Source organism: Corallococcus exercitus, assembly GCF_042231735.1.
GTDB lineage: Bacteria > Myxococcota > Myxococcia > Myxococcales > Myxococcaceae > Corallococcus > Corallococcus exercitus_B.
Genome location: NZ_CP102577.1, coordinates 8,919,444 through 8,938,034, shown reverse-complemented (window position 1 = coordinate 8,938,034; position 18,591 = coordinate 8,919,444). Strand labels below are relative to the sequence as shown.

Genomic DNA, 18,591 nt, shown 5'->3' with positions numbered 1-18,591 from the left:
GCTCCGCCCGGGTCACCAGGCAACCCGGGGCGGGTTGATGCGATAATGGAGGAAAGATTGCACCCGGTGGCGGGGGACGCCGCGGTTCCAGGGCGCCAGCATTTTGGACCCACCGAGGGCAGAGAAGTCTTCGGAGACAGACGATGGCGATCGACGGACCTCGCAACAACGGCCTCCCGCGCACGCTCCCGCAGCAGCCGTCGGCGCCCAAGCCCGCACCTCCTCCACCGCCGCCGCCGCCTCCGGCCCCCAAGCCCGCGCCCCGGGACCGCTCCAGCTTCGAGCCGCGCCCCCAGGCCCGGACCGGCCCCTCGCTGGGGACGGCGGTCGCGAATGCCGCCGCGGCCGCGAAGGCCGCGACCGCCGCGAAGGCCGCCGCCACCGCGACGGCCGCGAGCGCCGCCCCGCAGCGCAACGTCGTCGCCGGTCCGCCGGCCCCCGCCACGGCCGCGGCGCCCGCCGCCCCGGAGTACACCCAGGCCCAGGCGGACAAGGACGCCAGCGCCCTGCGTGAGGCCATGGACGGCGGCATGACCGGGTGGGGCACCGACGAGGACAAGATCTTCAAGACGCTCGAGGGCAAGACGCCCGGGCAGATCGCGATGATCCGCCAGTCCTACCAGGACCACTACGGCAAGAACCTGGACGCGAAGATCCGCGACGAGCTGGGCGGCTCCGACCTGCAGCGCGCCGAAGGCCTGCTCCAGGGCAACGGCGCCAAGAGCGACGCGGTCAACCTCCAGTCGGAGATGGACAGCGTCTTCGGCTCCAACGAGGACATGCTGAAGATCCTGGAGAAGCGCTCCCCCGCGGAGCGCCACGCCATCGCCCAGCAGTTCGCGGACATGAACGGCGGTACGCCCGCGGGCCAGAAGCCCGAGGACGTCCTCCTGGCCCGCCTGGGACGGGAGATGGACGGCGCGCAGCTGGAGCGCGCCCGGAGCATGCTCGGCGCGGGGCAGGCCTCCACGCCCGCGGAGGCCAACGCGCTGGAGACCCGGGCGCTCAAGGCCGGCCTGGAAGAGGACATGGCCGGCTGGGGCACCGACGAGGGCCGCATCTTCGAGCGCCTGGAGCGGGCCACGCCCGAGCAGCGCGCCGTCCTCGCGCAGGACGAGGGCCTCAAGGCGAAGCTCAAGGACGAGCTGTCCACCGAGGAGTACGACCGCGCCGTCGGCCTGATGCAGGGCAACCCGGCCCAGGCGGACGCGGCCCGGCTGCGCGAGGCCATGGGCGGCTTCTTCGGCGCGGACGAGAGCGGCGTGCGCGACATCCTCCAGGGCAAGATGCCGGACGAGCTCGCCGCCATCCAGGCCGAGTACCAGCGCCAGACGGGCCAGTCGCTGGAGAGCCAGATTCAAGGGTGGGACCGCGGCGACCGCGACGTCACGCTGCGCCTGCTCAACCCGCCCGCCGCCAACGACACGCAGGGCCAGGCGGAGGCCACCGCCGAGCGGCTGCACCTGGCGATGGACGGCATGGGCACGGACGAGGACGCCATCCGCTCCGCGCTGAGCGGCAAGTCCAAGACGGAGCTGGACACCATCGCCGCCGCCTACCAGCAGAAGTACGGCAAGGACCTGCGCGCGGAGCTGGACGGCGAGCTGGACGGCCGCGACGAGCTGGAGCTGCTCAAGCAGGACTACGACCTGGGCGCCATCGACCCCAACGATCCCAACGGCGCGCAGGAGCGCGTGCGGCGGCTGCGCGAGGTCCAGGCCAACGAGTCCGGCTTCGGCGTGAACCTGCTGGACGGCATCCAGCACCTCACCAAGGGCGAGTCCGACAACGACATCCTCAACCGCAACCTGGACCGCGCCGACACGGCCATCCAGGCGGGTGACACCCAGCGCGCGAACACGCTGACGGGCTATGCCACGGAGGACGTCAAGGCGCTGCAGTCCGCCAAGGACTCGCTGGCGGAGACCACCGCCACCGTGGCCGTCGTCGCCGCCACCACCGTGGCCGTCGTCGCGACGGGCGGCGCGGCCACGCCCCTGGCCATCGCCGGGTACGCGACGGTGGGCGCCACCACGCGCGCGGCGACGTACGCCGCCATCCAGGGCGACGCCGCCGGGGCGCAGGACCTGAGCCGCCAGGCGCTCATCGGCGCCGTGGAGGGCGGCACGGCCGTGATTCCCATTGGCAAGGGCGCCAGCGCCGTCACGGGCGGCACGCGCGCCGCGGCCACCACCGCCACGGAGGCCGTGGCCCGCACGGCCGTGCGAGAGACGGCCGAAGGCACGGTGCGCACCGCCATCAAGCAGGGCGTGAAGGAAGGCGCCGTCGGCGGCGCGGCGGGCGGCGCCATGGACGCGGCCACCCAGAGCGAGACGTGGAAGGACGGCGCCCTCACGGGCATGGGCCGCGTGGCCACCCGCGCGGTGACGGACGGCACCGTGGGCGCGGTGACGGGCGGCATCGTCAGCGGCGGCCTGGCCAAGGGCGGGGAGCTCCTCAAGCCGCGCGAAATCCCCGTGCTGCGCAACCCGGACCTGCCGGGCAACACCACCAAGGTGCGCTACGACAACGGCCAGGTGCGCATCGAGGCGGGGCCGCACGCCACGCCCGCGGACATCGCCGCGCACCAGGAGACGGCGCGCCTGCTCCAGAAGTACGAGGGGCCCACCGGGCAGATCCGCCAGCTCAAGGACCGCGTCCAGCAGGCCCTCACCAAGACGCCGGGCTACGGCACGCAGGGCTTCGAGTCCAAGCTGGAGGTGCAGAAGCTCAAGAACATCCTGGGCGGCCTGGAGGCGGCGCAGCAGCGCATTGACGACAGCATCGCCAGCATGAGCGGCAAGCCCACCGCGGCCACCGTCGCCGAGCGCGCGGCGCTCCAGCGCGACATCGCCAACGTGGAGTTCCAGATCGACTTCCACGCGAAGCGGCTGGACTCGCTGGCGCCGGGCTCGGGCTCCGTGGCCATGCACGGCACGCCCACCACCACGACGCCGGACTGGCCGGGCGTGGGCACGACGGTGAACACGCAGCGCGCGGTGTCGCCTCCGCCGCTCGCGGGCATGACGCCCGCGGAGAACGCGAAGATCACCAGCCCGCGTACCTCGGCGGAGTCCAGGGTCGACCACAGGAACCGGGTGAACGAGGGCTACCGCGAGTACGCCCAGCGCACCTACGACCCGAAGACGCGCACCCAGGAGGAGCTCCTCCAGGACATCAAGAACCGCCCCTACACCCGGACGGATTCAGCGGGCGTGGACGTCACCGAGGCGCAGCAGTACGCCCGGGTGCGCGCGCAGATCGCCGAGGAGGAGATGCTGCGCCGGGGCATCGTGCGCGAGCAGCAGCTCACCGCGGCCTTCCCCAACGGTCCCACGGTCGACGTGGCGGCCAACGACCTGGCCCACGGCTCGGCCCACAACGCGCACACCATGGACCGGCACGGCGCCCAGCTGCCCTACTCCTCCGCGGGCCAGCCGCCGGGGACGCGCAGCATCGAGAGCCGCGTCACCACCGGTGACGGCTGGGGCGGAGTGGAGACGAACTCGTTCCAGTGGAACAGCGATGCGCAGATGAACGCGACCATCAACCAGTACATCCAGGACAACTGGCCCAGCATCAAGGACAAGCTGATGCTGCAGGGCTTCGCCGACGAGGTGAACATCCCCGCGCCGCCGGGGACGACGGTGGGCCGGGGCTTCACGGCCGGCGTGGACTCGGCGGGCAACCCCACGGCCATCCCAGCCAACGCGACCACGTACAACATCAAGCTGCGACTGGTCGACGGCGTGCCGCCCCAAGTGGTGGTATTGACCGCGTTCCCTGGTCCCTGAGGCGAACTCCCGATGACCGCCGACCCCAAGGCAAGCCCCACCCTCGAACAGCTCAAGGCGCGCATGGAGGCCCTGAAGAACGCGCCCCCGCTGGAGCAGGCGCGCACGTTCCTCAAGGTCTACTGCGCGAACAACTCCACGCTGGAGGAGGTGGACGATCAGATCCAGCACGCGCTGGGTTTCAACGCCATTCCGGTGTGGACGGGGCTCGAAGGGCTGGAGGCCGTCCTCGCCGACAAGAAGGTGCCGGGCACGGCGCTCGTGACGCTGGCGCGTGAGGACGCGAAGCGCCAGGAGCTGCCCGCCACGCCGGACGCCGCCCGGAAATACCTGGGCCAGGTGGTGGCCATCCTGCGCAAACACCTGCCCGACCGGCCCGAGGGCGAAGGCGCCGTCAGCTTCGGCATCGACGAGGTCTACAACCTGCGCGACCCGGCCGGAAAGCTGGAGCGGCTGCGCTGCATCGACGTGGTGGGCGTGGGGAACGAGAGCTTCGCGGTGCTCGTGCCGGAGCACGCCAGCGAGGACAAGGGCCCCTTCATCGTCTACCGCTACCAGGCGGTGGTCGGGCAGCCCTTCAAGTACGACCGCGTGTCGGACGCGGGGCTCATCGCGAAGGTGCTCAAGGCGGCCCAGAGCTGACCCGAGGCCGCCGTGCCCCTGCCGCGCAACGACTACCTCCCGCAGCTCGCCATCGTGGGCAACGCCACGGCCTGACGCTCGCGGCCTCGGCGCACGGAGGCCACCGATGCGCGTGGCTCCCCGCACCGGTGGCCCGAGGGCTTCAGCGGCGCGCGTAGGAGCCGGTGCGCAGCTCGTCGAGGAGGCCCGGCCCCCTGGGCGCCCAGCCCAGGAGCTGCCCCGCCTTCTGGGACGTGAACCGCTGATCCAGGGCCAGCGCGTCCGCGAACGGGCCGAACTGCTTGCGCGCCTCCTCCAGCGGCCAGGCCGTCGTCTTGCCGGCCACGCCCGCGCCCTCGCTCGCGGCCTGGGCCAGGTCCTTCACCTTCACGCCCAGGCCCTGGGTGGCGAGGAAGACGCTGCCCGCGGGCGCCTTCTCCAGGGCGCGCACGTAGAGGTCCGCCAGGTCCTCCACGAACACCACCGCCCAGTGGTTCTCCCCCGTGCCCACGTAGGTGACGGAGCCACTGTCCTTCACGGACCCGGTGAGCATGGCGGGGATTCCGGTGCCGTTGCCGTAGACGACGCCCGGGCGGATGACGATGCCGCGCACGCCCGGCGTGCCCAGCACACGCTGCTCCACGGACGGGCGCCAGGCGACGAGCGGCGTGGCGTTCAGCGGCGAGTCCTCGTTGGCGACGCCCTGCGTGTGGCCGTGCACCCAGACGCCGCTCGTGTAGAGGAACGTCTTGTTCGTGCCCTGGAGCGCGCCCAGCACCGCCGCCACGGCCGGCGTGTCCACGTCCTTGTCGTTGGCCGTCGCCGTCCAGAGGACCGCGTCCACGTCCTTCGCCGCGGCCGCCAGCCCCGCGGGGTCCTTCAGGTCGCCCTGCACCGCCTGGACGCCCCTGGCGGCGAGCTTGCTCCGCGCTTCGTCCGACCGCGCCAGCCCCACCACCTGGTGGCCCGCGCGCTTGAGCGCGTCCACGACCGCCGCGCCGATGTAGCCCGTCGCGCCCGTCACAAGGATTCTCATGGTCCGCCCCTTCTTCCGATTCGGGTTCGCGCCCCTGATGCGCGGCGGCCCTCCGGGTTTCACACCGGCTGGACCGCCCCCCTCCAGCCGAGGGAGGCATCCCGGCCACGGATGGCCTACCCTGGGGCGCCATGAGCTTCGCCGACAAGCTGCGCGCCTGGATGCCCCTGCATGAGAACGGTGTCAGCCGCGCCGTGCACTTCGTGGGGGCCTACCTCTTCACCTTCGCCCTGCTGGTGCCCCTGTGCTGGGTGCGCGTGCCCGGCACGCCCCTCACCGCCGCGCACCTGCTGGTGGCCGCGGTGGCGCTGTACGCCGTGACGCTGGAGTGGACCGCCGGCCTGCTCATGGCCCTGCCGCTCGTGCCCACGCTCTTCGCCGCCGAGGCGGTGGCCCGGCTTCCCACGGGGACGGCCGCGGGCATCGCGCTGGGCGTCATGGTCTTCCGCTTCGCGCTGGTGGTGGGCGCGCACGTCGTCTTCGAGAAGAAGACCCACGGCCTGTCCCTGGGCGGCCCGCTGCTCTTCTTCATCGAGCCCGTGTACCTGCTCACCCTGGTGCTCTTCGCGCTGGGCCTCAAGCAGGACCTGCGCGCGCGCGTGGCCACCCGCGCGTAGCGGTAGCGGCCATCAGGGCGCTCGGGCGTTCACCATGGCGATGCCCGCGAGGATGACGCCGATGGCCAGCAGCATGGGCAGCGTCAGGTGCTCGTTGAAGAAGAGCAGCCCGGACAGCACGCCCGTCGCGGAGACGACGTAGCCGAACTGGCTGAAGTACACCGGGTCCGCGACGCGCTGGAAGTGGAAGTACACGCGGTAGCCCAGGCTGGTGAAGACACACTGGGCCAGGATGACCGTCCAGCCCGCCATGCCCGGCCGGGTCAGCCCGCCGTTCGCCACCAGCAGCGGCAGCAGCGCGAGCGCCCCGCCCAGCAGCATGCCGCCGGCCAGGAGGCTCGCGGGCGCGCCCTTGGGCATGCGCAGCTTCCGGTACACGTTGCCGGCCGCGATGCTGATGGGCGTGCAGAGCGCCAGGGCCAGCCACCACGCGGAGCCGGAGCCCCCCGCCATGCCCCGCCCCAGCACCAGCAGGGCCGCGCCGCCCAGGCCCACCACGATGCCCGCGAGCCGCAGGGGCCGGTAGCGCTCGATGCCCAGGCCCCAGGCGAAGGCATACGTGAACAGCGGCGGCAGCGTGTACACCAGGGACGTCACGCTGGTGCCCACGCTCTGCATGACGATGAAGGTGACGCTGTTGGGCACGGCGACGCTCAGCACCCCCGCGATGAGGCTGTAGGTCAGCACGGGCCGGGCCTCCGGCGCCGCGGAGGAGCCGCGCGCGCCCGCGAACGCCAGCGCCAGGCCGCTGCCCAGCGCCGGCCAGAAGGCGAACGCCAGCGGCGACCAGCCCTCCGCGCGGGCCACGCGGGACATGGGGAGCATGCTGCCCAGCAGCACCCCGGTGGCGATCAACAGGAGCAGCGGCGCGTCTCCCAGCTGGCGCAGCCGGGTTCCGACAAGCGTTGGGGTGTCGTTCATGGCGGGGCGTCCGTCAGAAGGTGGTGCCCAGCGCGAGCGCCGCGGCCCAGAGGCCGTTGTCGGAGAAGGCGAAGCCCAGCGGCGCGTCCAGGTTCATCACCAGCCGCCCCTCCACGAAGCCCGCCGAGCCATACACCCGGACGTGGGGGATGAGCGCCAGGAAGGTCGGGTCCGAGCCCTCCACCGCCGTGGAGACGTAGATGGCCTGGAAGGTGGAGCCCACGAGGACGTGCGAGGTGACGTCCACGCTCGCCGTGCCGGAGCCCTGGAAGACCGCGTCCACGCGCTGGCCGCGCTTCTGCGACAGCTGCGCGGACATGGGGACGCGCCCGTCCAGGCCGAAGCGCCACCGGCCCTGGCGCAGCGTCACGTCCGCCCAGGGCGTCAGGCCCAGGAGCCCCGGGGACACCAGGCTGAAGCCGCTGTTGCCGCGCAGCGTGGCCGCGCGCCGCAGCAGCGCCGTGCCGAAGTCGTCCGGGTCGGTGATGAGCGTGAAGGGCAGCACCAGGTTGCCGCCCGTGCGGACCTTCAGCGCGCCGTCGTCGTACAGCACGCCGCCCAGGCCCACGGACGGGTTGCCCGCCTGGAACGCGGTGGGGCCTCCCGCCCGGGAAGGCGCGTAGGCGAACAGCCAGGCGGCGCTGAGGCTCACGCGCTCCGACAGGGCCACGGAGCCGGAGAGCGCGGGCGCGAACACCGTCGTGGGCTGCCCGTTGAGCGTCCCGGAGAAGGCATACGTCTCATAGAGCAGGGCACTGGGAGGACGCGGCGCGGGGTCCCCGGCCAGGGCCCGCGGGGCGGCGAGGAGCAGCGCGGCGGCGCTGAGACAGCGGATGAAAGAGTTCATGGCGAAGGACGGCCTGAGAGAGGAAAGGAATGGAAAGGTCACGGCACCGGGTACGCCCAGCTGGTGCCGAACTCGAGCAGCTCCGGCAGCAGGGTCCGGCCCAGGCCGACGGCCACGCACAGCGGAGCGCACCGGCCGCGCTCCGGAGGCCCTGGCTCATCGGATGAGGAGGAGCTGTCCGCGACGGAGCGCGGCGTACCGTCAGGCTCCGGCTCGCGCGCGGCCCCGGCGGTGGACGGAGGGCAGGCGGCATCGAACCGGTCGTGAGAGGGCCGCAGCTGGTGCGGCACGTCCGGCAGCGCCGCCGTCACCGCCCGGACGACAGGGTCCTGCCCGTCGGAGACGACGCCGACGACGGGCACGTCCAGCGCGCGCACCAGCGTCTGGAGTTGCTCCACCAGCTCGCCGGCCCGGTGCTCCGGCAGGCTCCAGGCCGCCAGCACCTCGGAGGACAGACAGTCCCGCGCCACCCAGAGTACGGCGTTGCCCACCTCCGGGACCAGGCCGCTCAAGGCCAGCACCACGCGGCCCAGCCTGCGCGTCACGGCCTGGAGGCGCGCGGGGTCCAGGGAGCGCGGCGCCAGCAGCGCGTCATAGCGCTCCAGCAGGTTGGAGACGCTGCGCTCGGAGATGGGCACGTCCCGGGCGCGCAGGGCGGCGTGGATGGCGGGCACGCTGCGCTTCTCCTGGTGGCGCAGCGCCCCGATGAGGGCGATGACGTCCAGGCCGAACTCGTGCTCCGGCAGCACCCACAGCCCCTCCTCCTCCGCGCGGATGGCCTTCTGGCGCAGCGGACAGCCCTCGCGGTGACACACCCGCACCTGCACCTTGAGCGCGACGACGCCGTTGAGCGTCACCACGTTGCGGCGGGCCCGGTAGTCCGCGGGGGTCTGTCCGCCACAGGCGGCGCACTGCCGCCTTCGATTGTCGAGCCCCACCAGCCGGCTGGCTGGGGGATGTCCGGTGGTCCGCGCCATGACGCCACTCCGTGGGAAGGCGGCACCGCCGCAGGCCGGTGCCAGACGTGGCTAGGGCGTGGTGCCCGCGGCCGACTTCACGGGCTGCGCCGGCTGCTTCTTCACGAGCTCGATCTCGAGCGTGATGGAGACCTCCTCCCCCACCGCCACGCCGCCCGTCTCCAGCGCGGCGTTCCACTTCAGGCCGAAGTCCTTGCGGGCAATCTTCGTGGTGGCCGTGCCGCCCCGCTTGACGTTGCCGTACGGGTCCTTCGACTCCACGTCGAAGCCGTCCAGCTGCAACACCACGGGCTTCTTCACGCCGCGGATGGTGAGGTCGCCCGTCAGCTTCAGGCCGCCGCCGGACTTCTCCACCTTCGTGGACTTGAACGTGAGCGTGGGGAACTTCGTGACGTCGAAGAAGTCCGGCCCGCGCAGGTGCTCGTCGCGCGAGGCGTCGTTGGTGGTGACGGTGGTGGCGTCGATGACGGCCTCCACCGACGACTTCGTCAGGTCCTTCTCGTCCAGCTGCACCGTGCCGGTCACCTTGGAGAAGGAGCCGCGCACGTTGGACACCATCATGTGCTTCACGGAGAAGAGCGCGGACGAGTTCGTCGGGTGGATGTCGTACGCGGTGGCGCCGGCCAGCGAGGGCACGGCGAGGGCGGCCGCGAGGGCCAGGGACTTGAGGAACGACGTCATGGTGCGTGTCTCCAACAGGGGAAAAAGGAACGGCTTCTTCAGGTGGCGTAGATGCGCTTGTGGTCGCGCGTGCCCTGGTAGCGGAAGCCAGAGCCGGCGGCGTCCGCGGCGGGCCGCTCGTCCAGGTGCTCGCGCGCGCGCATCACGTCCTCGTACTCGGGGATGGACAGCGCGCGGCGGCGGGCGAGGCGCGCCTCCAGCCCCAGCGCCTTCACGCGCTCCTGCGCGCCGGCCTGCACCACGCCGCTGAAGAACTCCGCGCAGGACCCGCTGCCGTAGGAGAACAGGCCCACGCGCTGGCCGGTCAGGTCGCCGGGCGCCGTGGTCAGGAGGCTCGCCAGCGCCAGGTACATGGAGCCCGTGTAGATGTTGCCCACCTGCGACGGCAGCACCAGGCTGTTGCCCACCAGCCGGTCGAAGCTCGCGTCCGGCGCGGCGTCCCCGTCCAGCGTGCGCAGGTGCCGGTGCGCCTTGCGGGACATCTTCCCGTAGGGCACGTGGTAGACGAGCGCGGCGAAGCGGTCGCTGTACGCGCCCTCGCCCACCGGCTCCGCGGCGGCCTCCTGGTAGGACCGGTACGCGCCCTCCAGCGCGTCCAGGTAGCACTGCACGGAGTAGTGCCCGTCCACCAGCGCGTCCTTCGAGTACAGCGGACGCCAGAAATCCATCACGTCCTTGGAGTAGACGCCCGTCTTGCCCGCCTCCAGGGCCAGCAGCGCGGGCGTGTCCGACACGAGCATCGCCACCGCGCCGGCGCCCTGCGTGGGCTCGCCCGGCGTGCCCACGCCGTAGCGGGCGATGTCCGAGCACACGATGAGCGCCTTGCGGCCCTTCGCGCTGCCGGAGCGCACCCAGTCGAGCGCCATCTGCAGCGCCGCGGTGCCGCCGTAGCAGGCGTGCTTCGTCTCGAAGATGCGGCAGCGCGTGGGCAGCCCCAGCAGGCCCTGGACGTAGGAGGCCACCGGCTTGGAGTGGTCCACCGCCGTCTCCGTGCCCACCACCAGCAGGCCCACGTCTTCCGGCGAGCAGCCGGCGGACTCCAGCGCCATGCGCGCCGCGCGGGACGCCAGCGTCACGGTGTCCTCGTCCACCAGGGGCACGCCCATGCGCGTCACCCCCAGGCCCTCCACGTACTTGCCCGGCGCCACGCCGCGAGCCATGGCCAGGTCCGCGAGCTCCACGTAGGTGTCCGGTACCGCGACTCCGATTGCTTCCAGTCCTGCCTGCATGATGGCCCCCTCGAGTTGCTGTGTGGTGTCCTTCGCGCGCACGTCTCCCGTGCACCGCGGGGAGCGCGGTGCCTGGGACGTGCACGGATGTGTCTGGGATTGCGAGCCGGCGCCCTTCACGCGCGGGGGCCCCTCCCCCGCGCCCTGCCTTCCGGGCCGGCCTTCACGTCACATGACTGCCCCGGCGCGCGCCGCTTCCTCGGTCCGGCGCGCGACAGGCCTTGCTTGCCGGTGTCAGCTCCGCGCGTAGGAACCGCTGCGCAGCTCGTCGATGATGCCGGGGCCCTTGGGCGTCCAGCCCAGCAGCGCCTGGGCCTTCTGGGCGGAGAAGCGCTGGTCCAGCGCCAGCGCGTCCGCGAACGCGCCGAACTGCTTGCGCGCCTCCTCCAGGGGCCACGCCACCGTCTTGCCGCCCGCGCCCGCGCCCTCGCTGGCCGCCTGGGCAATGTCCTTGAGCTTCACGGCCGGGCCCTGCACGGCGACGAGGACGGTCCCCGCGGGGGCCTTCTCCACGGCGCGCACGTAGAGGTCCGCCAGGTCCTCCACGAACACCACCGGCCAGTGGTTCTCACCGGTGCCCACGAAGCGGGCCGCGCCATCCTGCTTCGCGGAGGCGGTGAGCATGGACGGGATGCCCACGGCGCGGCCGTAGACGATGCCCGGGCGGATGACGACGCCGCGCACGCCCGGCGTGTTGAGCGTGCGCTGCTCCACCGCCGGACGCCAGGCCACCAGCGCCGCCGCGGCGAGCGGCGAGTCCTCCGTGACGACGCCCTGCGTGTCGCCGTGCACCCAGACGCCGCTCGTGTAGACGAACGTCTTGTTCGTGCCCTGGAGCGCGTCCAGCACCGCCGCGACGGCGGGCGCGTCCACGGCCTCGCTGTTGGTCGTGGCCGTCCAGACGACCGCGTCCAGGTCCTTCACCAGCGCGGCCAGCCCCTGGGCGTCCGCCAGGTCGCCCGCCACCGCCTGGATGCCGCGGGCGGTGAGCTTGTTGCGCGCGTCGTCCGAGCGCGCAAGCCCCAGGACCTGGTGGCCCGCGTGCTTGAGCGCGTCCACGACCGCCCCGCCGATGTAGCCCGTCGCGCCCGTCACAAGGATCTTCATGGTGTGCCTCTTCTCACGTTCAGGTTTGAGTCATTCGACCGTCACGCCCACGTCCTGGCCGTCGTGGGCCCAGGCGTAGGAGCGCAGCAGCAGCTGCCACACGACCTCGAGCTCGGCCTCGTCGCGCGGACCAAAGAGCATGGGCGTCCCGGAGCGCGGATGCGGCATGCCCCAGCCCTGCTGGAACACCCGCCGCGCCATCTCCGGCGGGAACTTCAGGTGCAGGCTGCCGTCCTCCGCCGGGTGGATGTGCGCGAACTCCGTCCCCACCTGGAACGCCGAGCGAGGCCCCCGGACCGCCTCCGGCCGCAGCCAGAAGGCGCGAGCGCCCGGCACGGAGATGCCGCTGGGCGCCACCCGCACGTCCGGCAGCGCGGCGGCGCGCGTGAACAGGCGCTCCTGCAGGTCCGTGGGCGCAATCTGGCTCAGCTGGCGGTGCGCCAGCGGCGTTCCCGGCGGCGCGTCCGTCGTCTCCGGGCGCGGCCCCTTGCGCGCGGGCAGCCGGAAGGACGGCTCCGGCGCCGTGGACGCCAGCACCATGGACGCACGGACCGCCGGCTCCGCGCGCTGCACGTCACTGGCTTGCGGGGTGCAGGACAGCGCGGCCAGGAACAGCGCCGCGAGGCCCAGGGACACCGTGCGTGGGAAATCCATGGCTTTCCTATAGAGCCCGTTGACGTCTGGACACTACGCGTCAATTGGAAAAGGATTGTTTCCTGGAGGTGACCAATCCCCATGGAGCAGGTGGCGCCGTATTTCACGTTCGCGGAGGTGGTGCGCACCGGCAGCTTCACGGTGGCGGCCCGCTCGTTGGGGCTGTCCAAGGCGACCGTCAGCAAGCAGGTGATGGCGCTGGAGGAGGCGCTGGGCGTGCGGCTGTTGCAGCGCACCACGCGCAAGCTGTCGCCGACGGCGGAGGGCCGGGCGCTGGCGGCGCGGTGTCAGCGGATGACGCAGGAGCTGGAGGCGGCGAAGGCGGAGGTGCTGCTGTTGCGCCGCAAGCCGAGCGGGCCCCTGCGCGTGAGCATCCCCATGTCCTTCGGGCTCCTGCGGGTGCTGCCGGCGATGCCGGAGTTCCTGGAGCGCTACCCGGAGATCGAGTTGGACATCCAGCTGGATGACCGGGTGGTGGACCTGGTGGAGCAGGGCTTCGACGCGTGCATCCGCATCGCGCAGCTGCCGGACTCGTCGCTGCTCGCGCGGAAGCTGGCCTCCAGCCGCCGCGTCATCTGCGCGACGCCCGCGTACCTCCACCGGCACGGCACGCCGCACCGGCCGGAGGACCTGCGCCAGCACCGCTGCCTCCAGTACACGTACCTGGCCTCCGGGGCCGCGTGGCGCCTGCGCGGCCCGGGGGACGTGGAGTCCCTGGTGGAGACCACGGGCACGCTGAAGGCCAACAGCAGCCTGGCCCTGAAGACGGCGGTGCTGGGCCACGCGGGCATCGCGCAGTTCCCCCTCTTCGCCGTCTGGGAGGAGCTGCGGGACGGACAGCTCGTGGAGGTGCTGGACGAGCACACGCTCCCGGAGCTGTCCATCTGGGCCGTGCACGCGCAGGGGCGCACCGTCACGCCGAAGGTGGGCGCGTGGGTGGACTTCCTGGCGCGGCGCTTCGCGGACGAGCCCGGGTGGAACCTGGGCGCCCAGGCGAAGCGCGGCGGCTGACCCTGGCCCGGAAGCGTCAGCCCTTGCGGGCGTGGGTCTGCCAGTCGTGGCGCATGCGCAGCTTGCTCAGCTGCGCGGACGCCACCTGCGTGCGCGCGCCGTCCGGGGACAGCTTCCAGGCGTGGCTCTGGGTGAAGATGACGTTGCGGCCGCCGCGCAGGACGGTGGCCTCGAACTCCACCACCGTGCCCAGGGGCGTGGCGGACAGCATCATCGCGTTGAAGTTGCTGGTGAGCGCGTACTCGTCCGGCCCCAGCATGGGCAGCGTGGCCAGCATGCTGACCACGTCCAGCATGGAGTAGATGACCCCGCCGTGCAGCGTGTGGCTGAGGTTGTCGATGGCCTCCGTGACGCGCAGGCGGCACTTGCAGTAGCCGGGGCGCTGCTCCAGGAGCTCCAGCCCGCAGTAGCGCTGGTAGGCGTGCTCCAGCAGGGCGCGGGAGTGCTTCAGGGCGTGCTCGCTCAGGTCCGTCGTGGGGTCGTTCGTCACAGGGTCCGTCCGATGATGTCCAGCATGACTTCCCGGGCGCCGCCGCCAATGCCCAGGAGGCGCGCGTCGCGGTAGATGCGCTCGACGCGCGAGGGTTCGACGCAGCCGTGCGCGCCGTGCAGTTGCACCGCGTCGTGGGCCACCCGCTCCAGCACGTCCACGGCGGTGTTCTTCGCGATGGCGGCCCGCGCCGCCGTGAGCTGTCCTTCGGCCTGCCAGCGCACCGCCTGCTCCACGAAGACGCGCGCCACGCTCAATTCGGAGTGCCGCTCCGCCAGCCGCTGACGGAGGACGGACTTGTCCAGGAGGGCTTCCGGCCCCACCCGCCGCGCGCGGCAGTGCTCCACGGTGTCGCGCAGGGCCAGCTCCGCGGACGCCAGGGCCATCACCGCCAGGTTCAGCCGCTCCTGCTGCAGGCACTGCTGGAGGAGCCGGCCCGCCTCGCGGCCGTGGATGAGGAGGCGCGCGGGCGTGGACTCGAAGCGCAGGGCCGCGAGCGGCAGGCAGCGCCACCCCAGGCACGCCAGGCGCGTGTGGCTCAGGCCCGGCGCGTTGCCCTCCACCAGGAACAGCGCCAGGGCCCCGTCCAGGAGCGCGCCCACCAGGAGCAGGTCCGCGCGGCCACCGTTGCAGATGAAGCGCTTGTCTCCGGTGAGCCGGTGGCCATCGCCGTCAGGTTCGGCGCGGCACTCGAAGGCGCGCAGGTCCGAGCCCGCCTGCGGCTCGGTCAGCGCGAGCACGATGCTCTGGTCGCCCCGGAGCACGGAGGGCACCACCCGGGCCGCCACCGCGGCGTCGGCGCCCTGCACCGCCTTGAGGCTGACGAAGTGCGACCCGAGCCCCATGGTGATGCCCTGCGCGCCGCCCAGGGTCAGCTCCTCCACCAGCACCGCCAGCGCGGCCGGGTCGTCCGGGAGCCGCTCCGGGGAGTGCCCCAGCGACAGCAGGCCCGCCCTGCCCGCCTGCCGCCAGAGCTCCAGCGGGTAGGCACCTTCGCGCTCCCACGCGTCCACGTGGGGCCGCACGTGGTCGTTGACGAAGGTGCGCACCCGTCCCCGGAAGTCTTCCGTCTTGGAGTCCATCTAGAACACCGTGCTCTGGGCCAGCTCCTGGAAGCGCTGGACGATGGGCGCGAGCCGCGCGGGGGACACCTCTCCCTCCGGCTCGAAGTAGTAGAGCCGGGTGAAGTCGTTCATCACCTGGAGCATCTCCCGCGAGCGCCGCGCGGCGCGGATTTCGTAGCGCTGGAGCGCCGCCTCCAGGTCCGCGTCGCAGTGCCCCACCAGGGCCTGCGCCAGCATGAAGCCGTTCTCCAGGCCCAGCGTCAGCCCGTAGCCCAGGGTGGGCAGCATCGCGTGGATGCTGTCGCCCAGGAGCACCACCCGGCCCCGGAACCACCGGCCCTCGCCCGTCAGCGCCTTGAGCTTGTGGGTGAGGATGTCCTCCTCGGGCGTCTGGCCCATCATCCGCAGGAGGTCCTGCGGCAGCGGCGCGAACAGCTCCAGCAGCCCCTGCCGGTCCAGCAGCGGCTGGTTCCGGTGCTGGTAGGCGGCGAACCAGTAGCGCAGCGACGTGGCCTTGTTGAGCGGGTAGGTCACCACGCGCGAGTGCCGCGACGTGAAGATCTGACAGCGGTCCGAGTGCAGCAGCGGCGAGTCGAAGTTCACCACGCCCCGGCTGGCGACGAGCCCCGTGTCATGGGGCGTAAGCCCCGGGTTGACGAAGGCGCGCGTCGTGGAGGACACGCCGTCCGCGCCCACCGCGAGGTCGAAGTCGAAGCGGTGGCCGTTGGTGAAGGTGAGGCGCACCTGGTCGCCCACGTTCTCCAGCGACTCGCAGCCCATGCCGTAGTGGATGTCGTCCTCGTCCAGGCGCTCCGCGAGCAGGCGGAACAGCTCCGTGCGCAGGAACATCATCGCGGGCGCGGGCAGCCCCAGCCCGGCCGGGCGCACCGGCTGGCTGTGGACGAGCTGCCCGTGCTTGTCGTGCGTGTCCAGGAACTCGATGGGCTGGCCCCGCGAGAGGAAGGAGCGGTCCTTGAGCACGAAGCGCAGCACCTGCATGGCCTGGGGCCAGACGTAGATGCCCGTCCCCGAGTCCCGGGGCCCCGTGCCGCGCTCGAAGACGACGCAGTCCACGCCCAGCCGCTTGAGCATGACGGCGCAGGCCAGCCCGTTGAGGCCCGCGCCGATGATGGCGACCCTCATGCCGCCTCCTCGCGGGCACTCCACAGGGGCTGGCTGGTGGAGGCGCGCAGCGAGTACCGGTTCTGCAACAGGCACAGGCTGGTCAGCTCCATCAGCATGGGGTCCAGCAGGCCCTGCTCATGCGCGCTCAGCGTGGGCAGCTTCTCCAGCAGGTTCCGCACGCGGGCGGGGTCGAAGAAGGGCAGCGCGTCCAGCTCCGAGCCGTTCAGCACGTCGCGCACCAGCTGGTACAGCCGGCCCTTCTGCTGGAGCGTGGCGGGCGGCGCGCGGAAGTAGTGCTTCTTGCGCTTGTAGAGGGCGTCCGGCAGGTACGGCCGCATGGCCTCGCGGAACACGTACTTCTCCGTGGAGCCGCGCACCTTCATCCAGACGGGCATCTGGCACGCCAGCTCCACCACGTGGTGGTCCAGCAGCGGCACGCGGCCCTCGATGCTGTGGGCCATCTCCATGCGGTCGCCCAGCGTGGTGAGCACGAAGTTGGGCAGGTAGGACTTGGCCCACAGGTACATGGACTTGTGGACCGGGTCGCGTCCCTCCAGGTTGCGGTGATCCAGCCGGTCGTAGAACTGGCGGTAGGGGTCGCTGCCCGCGAACTGCTCGCGGAAGTCCGGGCGGTAGAGCGCCTCCAGCGCCTTGAACCAGCCGGCCTGGTTGTCCAGCCAGGACACGCCGTGGGACAGCTGCTGGACCATCCAGTGGATGTCCTGGGGCATGTCGGGCTGGACGTAGCCGTTCTCGCTCTCCTGGATGCGCTGGCGCAGCTTGGTGACGAGCGCCGGGTCCTGCCGCTCCGGGTTGTAGAGCAGCATGTCGCGGCGGAAGTGCGGGTAGCCGGCGAACACCTCGTCGGCGCCCTCGCCGGTGAGGACGACCTTCATGCCGGCGTCGCGCACCGTCTCGCTGAGGATGTACTTGGCCACGCCGTGCGCGTTGAAGAACGGCGTCTCGTTGTGCCAGAGCGCCTGCTCGAAGTGGTCCGCCAGGTCGTCCTGGGACACGGCCACGGTGTGGAAGCGCGCGCCGTTGTGCTCCGCGGCCAGCCGCGCGAACTTGTTCTCGTCGTAGTCATCCATGTCCGTGAAGGACAGGTTGAACGCGTCCAGCGGCTGGCCGGACAGCTGCGTGGCCACGCCCAGCATGGCGGACGAGTCGATGCCGCCGCTCAGGTAGACGCCCATGGGCACGTCCGCGCGCAGGCGCAGGCGCACGGACTGCTCCACCGCGGCGCGGATGGCCTCCACCATGCCCTGCTCGTCCGCGGGGTCCGGCGCGTCCTGGCGGGCGAACTCCATGTCCCAGTAGCGGCCGTGGTGCAGGCCGCCGCTGTCCGCCATCACCCAGCACCCGGGCTGCACGCTCTTCACGCCCTTGAAGAGGGTGTGATCGCGCAGGTAGAAGGCGCGGCTCGCGTACGCGTGCTCGTCCCACTCCGCCGGGACGCCCGCGGCCAGGAGCGCCTTGATCTCCGACGCGAAGTACCAGGCCCCCCGGTGCTGCGCGTAGAACATGGGCTTGATGCCCAGGCGATCGCGCACGGCCAGCATCAGGCGGCGCTGCCGGTCGAAGAGCAGGATGGCGAACTCGCCGCGCAGCTGCTTCAGGCCCGCGAGGCCCGAGCGGCGGTACAGGTGCAGGGCAATCTCACTGTCGGACTCCGTCTTGAACTGGCAGCCGAGCGCCTGGAGCTCCCGGCGGATCCGCTCGTGGTCGTAGAGCTCGCCGTTGACCACCAGCGCGATGTCTCCCTCGTCCGCGACGATGGGCTGCCGGCCGTTGTCCAGGCCGATGATGCTCAGCCGGACGTGGCCCAGCACCGCGCGGCCGGCCGGGTCATGCCACAGGCTGCGCTCGTCGGGGCCACGGTGGTGGAGGGTGGTCAGCGCGGTGAGGAGGCTCCGCTCGTCGAAGCCGGAGGGGGAACGCTGGTAGACGCCAATGAATCCGCACATAGCAGGGCCGCTTCCTTCAAATGGATATGTGTCCGTCAGCGCCAGCGCGCGCGGGCCCCGGGAAAGGCCTTCGAGGGCTGGCGGAGCCCATGGCGGTCCGTCCTGGAATCACGTCCAGACCGGCCACGGGGTTTCTGGCAATGGATTGCAAACCGCGGGAGGAGCTGGCGCGTTCTCAGCCATGCCCCGGTCCAGCGAAGCTGTTCAGGCGGTCATCGAGTGCTTCCGGTACCGACGACAGTATCTACCCATGATTCCCCCTCTGAAACCCGGCCCACGGCCGTCCCACCGGCGGATGGTCTCACCGCGACCGACGGGCATTGGACATAACATCATCAAAAACAAATCGATAGCAGAAATCTCGTAACAAACCTCTTAACACGCTCAATCCACTCTCACTGGACGGCTTCACCCTCCAGCCCCGGGCGGCGAGGGCTCACGGCATTTAAC

General features: G+C 71.8%; 16 protein-coding genes. 4 read left to right on the top strand and 12 right to left on the bottom strand.

Going from position 1 to position 18,591, the window contains the following annotated elements; genetic code table 11:
- The first annotated feature begins 143 nt into the window (after positions 1 to 143).
- Positions 144 to 3,794 carry an annexin gene (locus NR792_RS35935; RefSeq protein WP_375757223.1) on the top strand — a complete coding sequence of 1,217 codons (3,651 nt, stop codon included), beginning with the start codon at positions 144 to 146 and terminating at the stop codon, positions 3,792 to 3,794.
- 12 nt (positions 3,795 to 3,806) lie between these two features.
- Complete coding sequence (locus NR792_RS35930) at positions 3,807 to 4,436, top strand: hypothetical protein (RefSeq protein ID WP_375757222.1); 630 nt, start codon at positions 3,807 to 3,809, stop codon at positions 4,434 to 4,436.
- Positions 4,437 to 4,578: 142 nt separating this feature from the next.
- On the opposite strand, the gene NR792_RS35925 is transcribed toward NR792_RS35930, so the two are convergent.
- Positions 4,579 to 5,451 (bottom strand): NAD-dependent epimerase/dehydratase family protein, encoded by an 873-nt coding sequence (locus NR792_RS35925; protein WP_375757221.1) that lies wholly within the window; start codon positions 5,449 to 5,451, stop codon positions 4,579 to 4,581.
- Positions 5,452 to 5,582: 131 nt separating this feature from the next.
- Here NR792_RS35925 and NR792_RS35920 point away from each other — a divergent pair, with 131 nt between their 5' ends.
- On the top strand, positions 5,583 to 6,068 hold the full coding sequence (locus tag NR792_RS35920; RefSeq protein ID WP_375757220.1) for an Mpo1-like protein: 486 nt from the start codon (positions 5,583 to 5,585) through the stop codon (positions 6,066 to 6,068).
- A gap of 12 nt (positions 6,069 to 6,080) precedes the next feature.
- Here the strand turns inward: NR792_RS35920 and NR792_RS35915 are convergent, their stop codons facing one another.
- From NR792_RS35915 to NR792_RS35885, 7 genes are all read right to left on the bottom strand, one after another.
- Positions 6,081 to 6,989 (bottom strand): DMT family transporter, encoded by a 909-nt coding sequence (locus NR792_RS35915; RefSeq protein ID WP_375757219.1) that lies wholly within the window; start codon positions 6,987 to 6,989, stop codon positions 6,081 to 6,083.
- 13 nt (positions 6,990 to 7,002) lie between these two features.
- On the bottom strand, positions 7,003 to 7,836 hold the full coding sequence (locus NR792_RS35910; protein ID WP_375757218.1) for a hypothetical protein: 834 nt from the start codon (positions 7,834 to 7,836) through the stop codon (positions 7,003 to 7,005).
- A 38-nt stretch (positions 7,837 to 7,874) separates the two neighbouring features.
- Positions 7,875 to 8,813 (bottom strand): hypothetical protein, encoded by a 939-nt coding sequence (locus NR792_RS35905; RefSeq protein ID WP_375757217.1) that lies wholly within the window; start codon positions 8,811 to 8,813, stop codon positions 7,875 to 7,877.
- A gap of 51 nt (positions 8,814 to 8,864) precedes the next feature.
- Positions 8,865 to 9,494: a YceI family protein gene (locus NR792_RS35900; protein ID WP_375757216.1), complete on the bottom strand. Its 630-nt coding sequence runs from the start codon at positions 9,492 to 9,494 to the stop codon at positions 8,865 to 8,867.
- 38 nt (positions 9,495 to 9,532) lie between these two features.
- Positions 9,533 to 10,723 carry a hydroxymethylglutaryl-CoA synthase gene (locus tag NR792_RS35895; protein WP_375757215.1) on the bottom strand — a complete coding sequence of 397 codons (1,191 nt, stop codon included), beginning with the start codon at positions 10,721 to 10,723 and terminating at the stop codon, positions 9,533 to 9,535.
- Positions 10,724 to 10,957: 234 nt separating this feature from the next.
- On the bottom strand, positions 10,958 to 11,830 hold the full coding sequence (locus NR792_RS35890; protein ID WP_375757214.1) for an NAD-dependent epimerase/dehydratase family protein: 873 nt from the start codon (positions 11,828 to 11,830) through the stop codon (positions 10,958 to 10,960).
- A 30-nt stretch (positions 11,831 to 11,860) separates the two neighbouring features.
- A complete protein-coding gene (locus NR792_RS35885) occupies positions 11,861 to 12,484 on the bottom strand; it encodes a luciferase family protein (RefSeq protein ID WP_375757213.1) in 624 nt (207 codons plus the stop codon).
- 81 nt (positions 12,485 to 12,565) lie between these two features.
- Between NR792_RS35885 and NR792_RS35880 the strand changes: the two genes are divergently transcribed.
- Complete coding sequence (locus NR792_RS35880) at positions 12,566 to 13,495, top strand: LysR substrate-binding domain-containing protein (RefSeq protein ID WP_375757212.1); 930 nt, start codon at positions 12,566 to 12,568, stop codon at positions 13,493 to 13,495.
- A gap of 16 nt (positions 13,496 to 13,511) precedes the next feature.
- Here NR792_RS35880 and NR792_RS35875 read toward each other — a convergent pair whose 3' ends face one another.
- Genes NR792_RS35875 through asnB form a run of 4 tightly spaced genes read right to left on the bottom strand, consistent with a single transcriptional unit; the run spans position 13,512 to position 18,141 of the window.
- Positions 13,512 to 13,985, bottom strand: a complete 474-nt coding sequence (locus NR792_RS35875; RefSeq protein ID WP_375757211.1) for a PaaI family thioesterase — start codon at positions 13,983 to 13,985, stop codon at positions 13,512 to 13,514.
- Entirely contained in the window at positions 13,982 to 15,067 is a 1,086-nt protein-coding gene (locus tag NR792_RS35870) for an acyl-CoA dehydrogenase family protein (protein WP_375757210.1), read from the bottom strand. The genes NR792_RS35875 and NR792_RS35870 overlap by 4 nt, the downstream gene beginning before the upstream one ends.
- Positions 15,068 to 16,192 (bottom strand): FAD-dependent monooxygenase, encoded by a 1,125-nt coding sequence (locus NR792_RS35865; protein WP_375757209.1) that lies wholly within the window; start codon positions 16,190 to 16,192, stop codon positions 15,068 to 15,070.
- Entirely contained in the window at positions 16,189 to 18,141 is a 1,953-nt protein-coding gene (gene asnB / locus NR792_RS35860; protein WP_375757208.1) for an asparagine synthase (glutamine-hydrolyzing), read from the bottom strand. Before asnB ends, NR792_RS35865 begins: the two co-directional genes overlap by 4 nt.
- Positions 18,142 to 18,591 lie beyond the last annotated feature (450 nt).

Excerpts from the sequence above, each read along its gene's own strand:
- NR792_RS35925 (WP_375757221.1), bottom strand. The coding sequence starts at position 5,451 with ATGAGAATCCTTGTGACGGGCGCGACGGGCTACATCGGCGCGGCGGTC.
- NR792_RS35910 (WP_375757218.1), bottom strand. The coding sequence starts at position 7,836 with ATGAACTCTTTCATCCGCTGTCTCAGCGCCGCCGCGCTGCTCCTCGCC.
- NR792_RS35870 (WP_375757210.1), bottom strand. The coding sequence starts at position 15,067 with ATGGACTCCAAGACGGAAGACTTCCGGGGACGGGTGCGCACCTTCGTC.
- NR792_RS35895 (WP_375757215.1), bottom strand. The coding sequence starts at position 10,723 with ATGCAGGCAGGACTGGAAGCAATCGGAGTCGCGGTACCGGACACCTAC.
- NR792_RS35905 (WP_375757217.1), bottom strand. The coding sequence starts at position 8,813 with ATGGCGCGGACCACCGGACATCCCCCAGCCAGCCGGCTGGTGGGGCTC.
- asnB (WP_375757208.1), bottom strand. The coding sequence starts at position 18,141 with ATGTGCGGATTCATTGGCGTCTACCAGCGTTCCCCCTCCGGCTTCGAC.
- NR792_RS35885 (WP_375757213.1), bottom strand. The coding sequence starts at position 12,484 with ATGGATTTCCCACGCACGGTGTCCCTGGGCCTCGCGGCGCTGTTCCTG.
- NR792_RS35880 (WP_375757212.1), top strand. The coding sequence starts at position 12,566 with ATGGAGCAGGTGGCGCCGTATTTCACGTTCGCGGAGGTGGTGCGCACC.
- NR792_RS35935 (WP_375757223.1), top strand. The coding sequence starts at position 144 with ATGGCGATCGACGGACCTCGCAACAACGGCCTCCCGCGCACGCTCCCG.
- NR792_RS35915 (WP_375757219.1), bottom strand. The coding sequence starts at position 6,989 with ATGAACGACACCCCAACGCTTGTCGGAACCCGGCTGCGCCAGCTGGGA.
- NR792_RS35930 (WP_375757222.1), top strand. The coding sequence starts at position 3,807 with ATGACCGCCGACCCCAAGGCAAGCCCCACCCTCGAACAGCTCAAGGCG.
- NR792_RS35890 (WP_375757214.1), bottom strand. The coding sequence starts at position 11,830 with ATGAAGATCCTTGTGACGGGCGCGACGGGCTACATCGGCGGGGCGGTC.
- NR792_RS35920 (WP_375757220.1), top strand. The coding sequence starts at position 5,583 with ATGAGCTTCGCCGACAAGCTGCGCGCCTGGATGCCCCTGCATGAGAAC.
- NR792_RS35865 (WP_375757209.1), bottom strand. The coding sequence starts at position 16,192 with ATGAGGGTCGCCATCATCGGCGCGGGCCTCAACGGGCTGGCCTGCGCC.
- NR792_RS35900 (WP_375757216.1), bottom strand. The coding sequence starts at position 9,494 with ATGACGTCGTTCCTCAAGTCCCTGGCCCTCGCGGCCGCCCTCGCCGTG.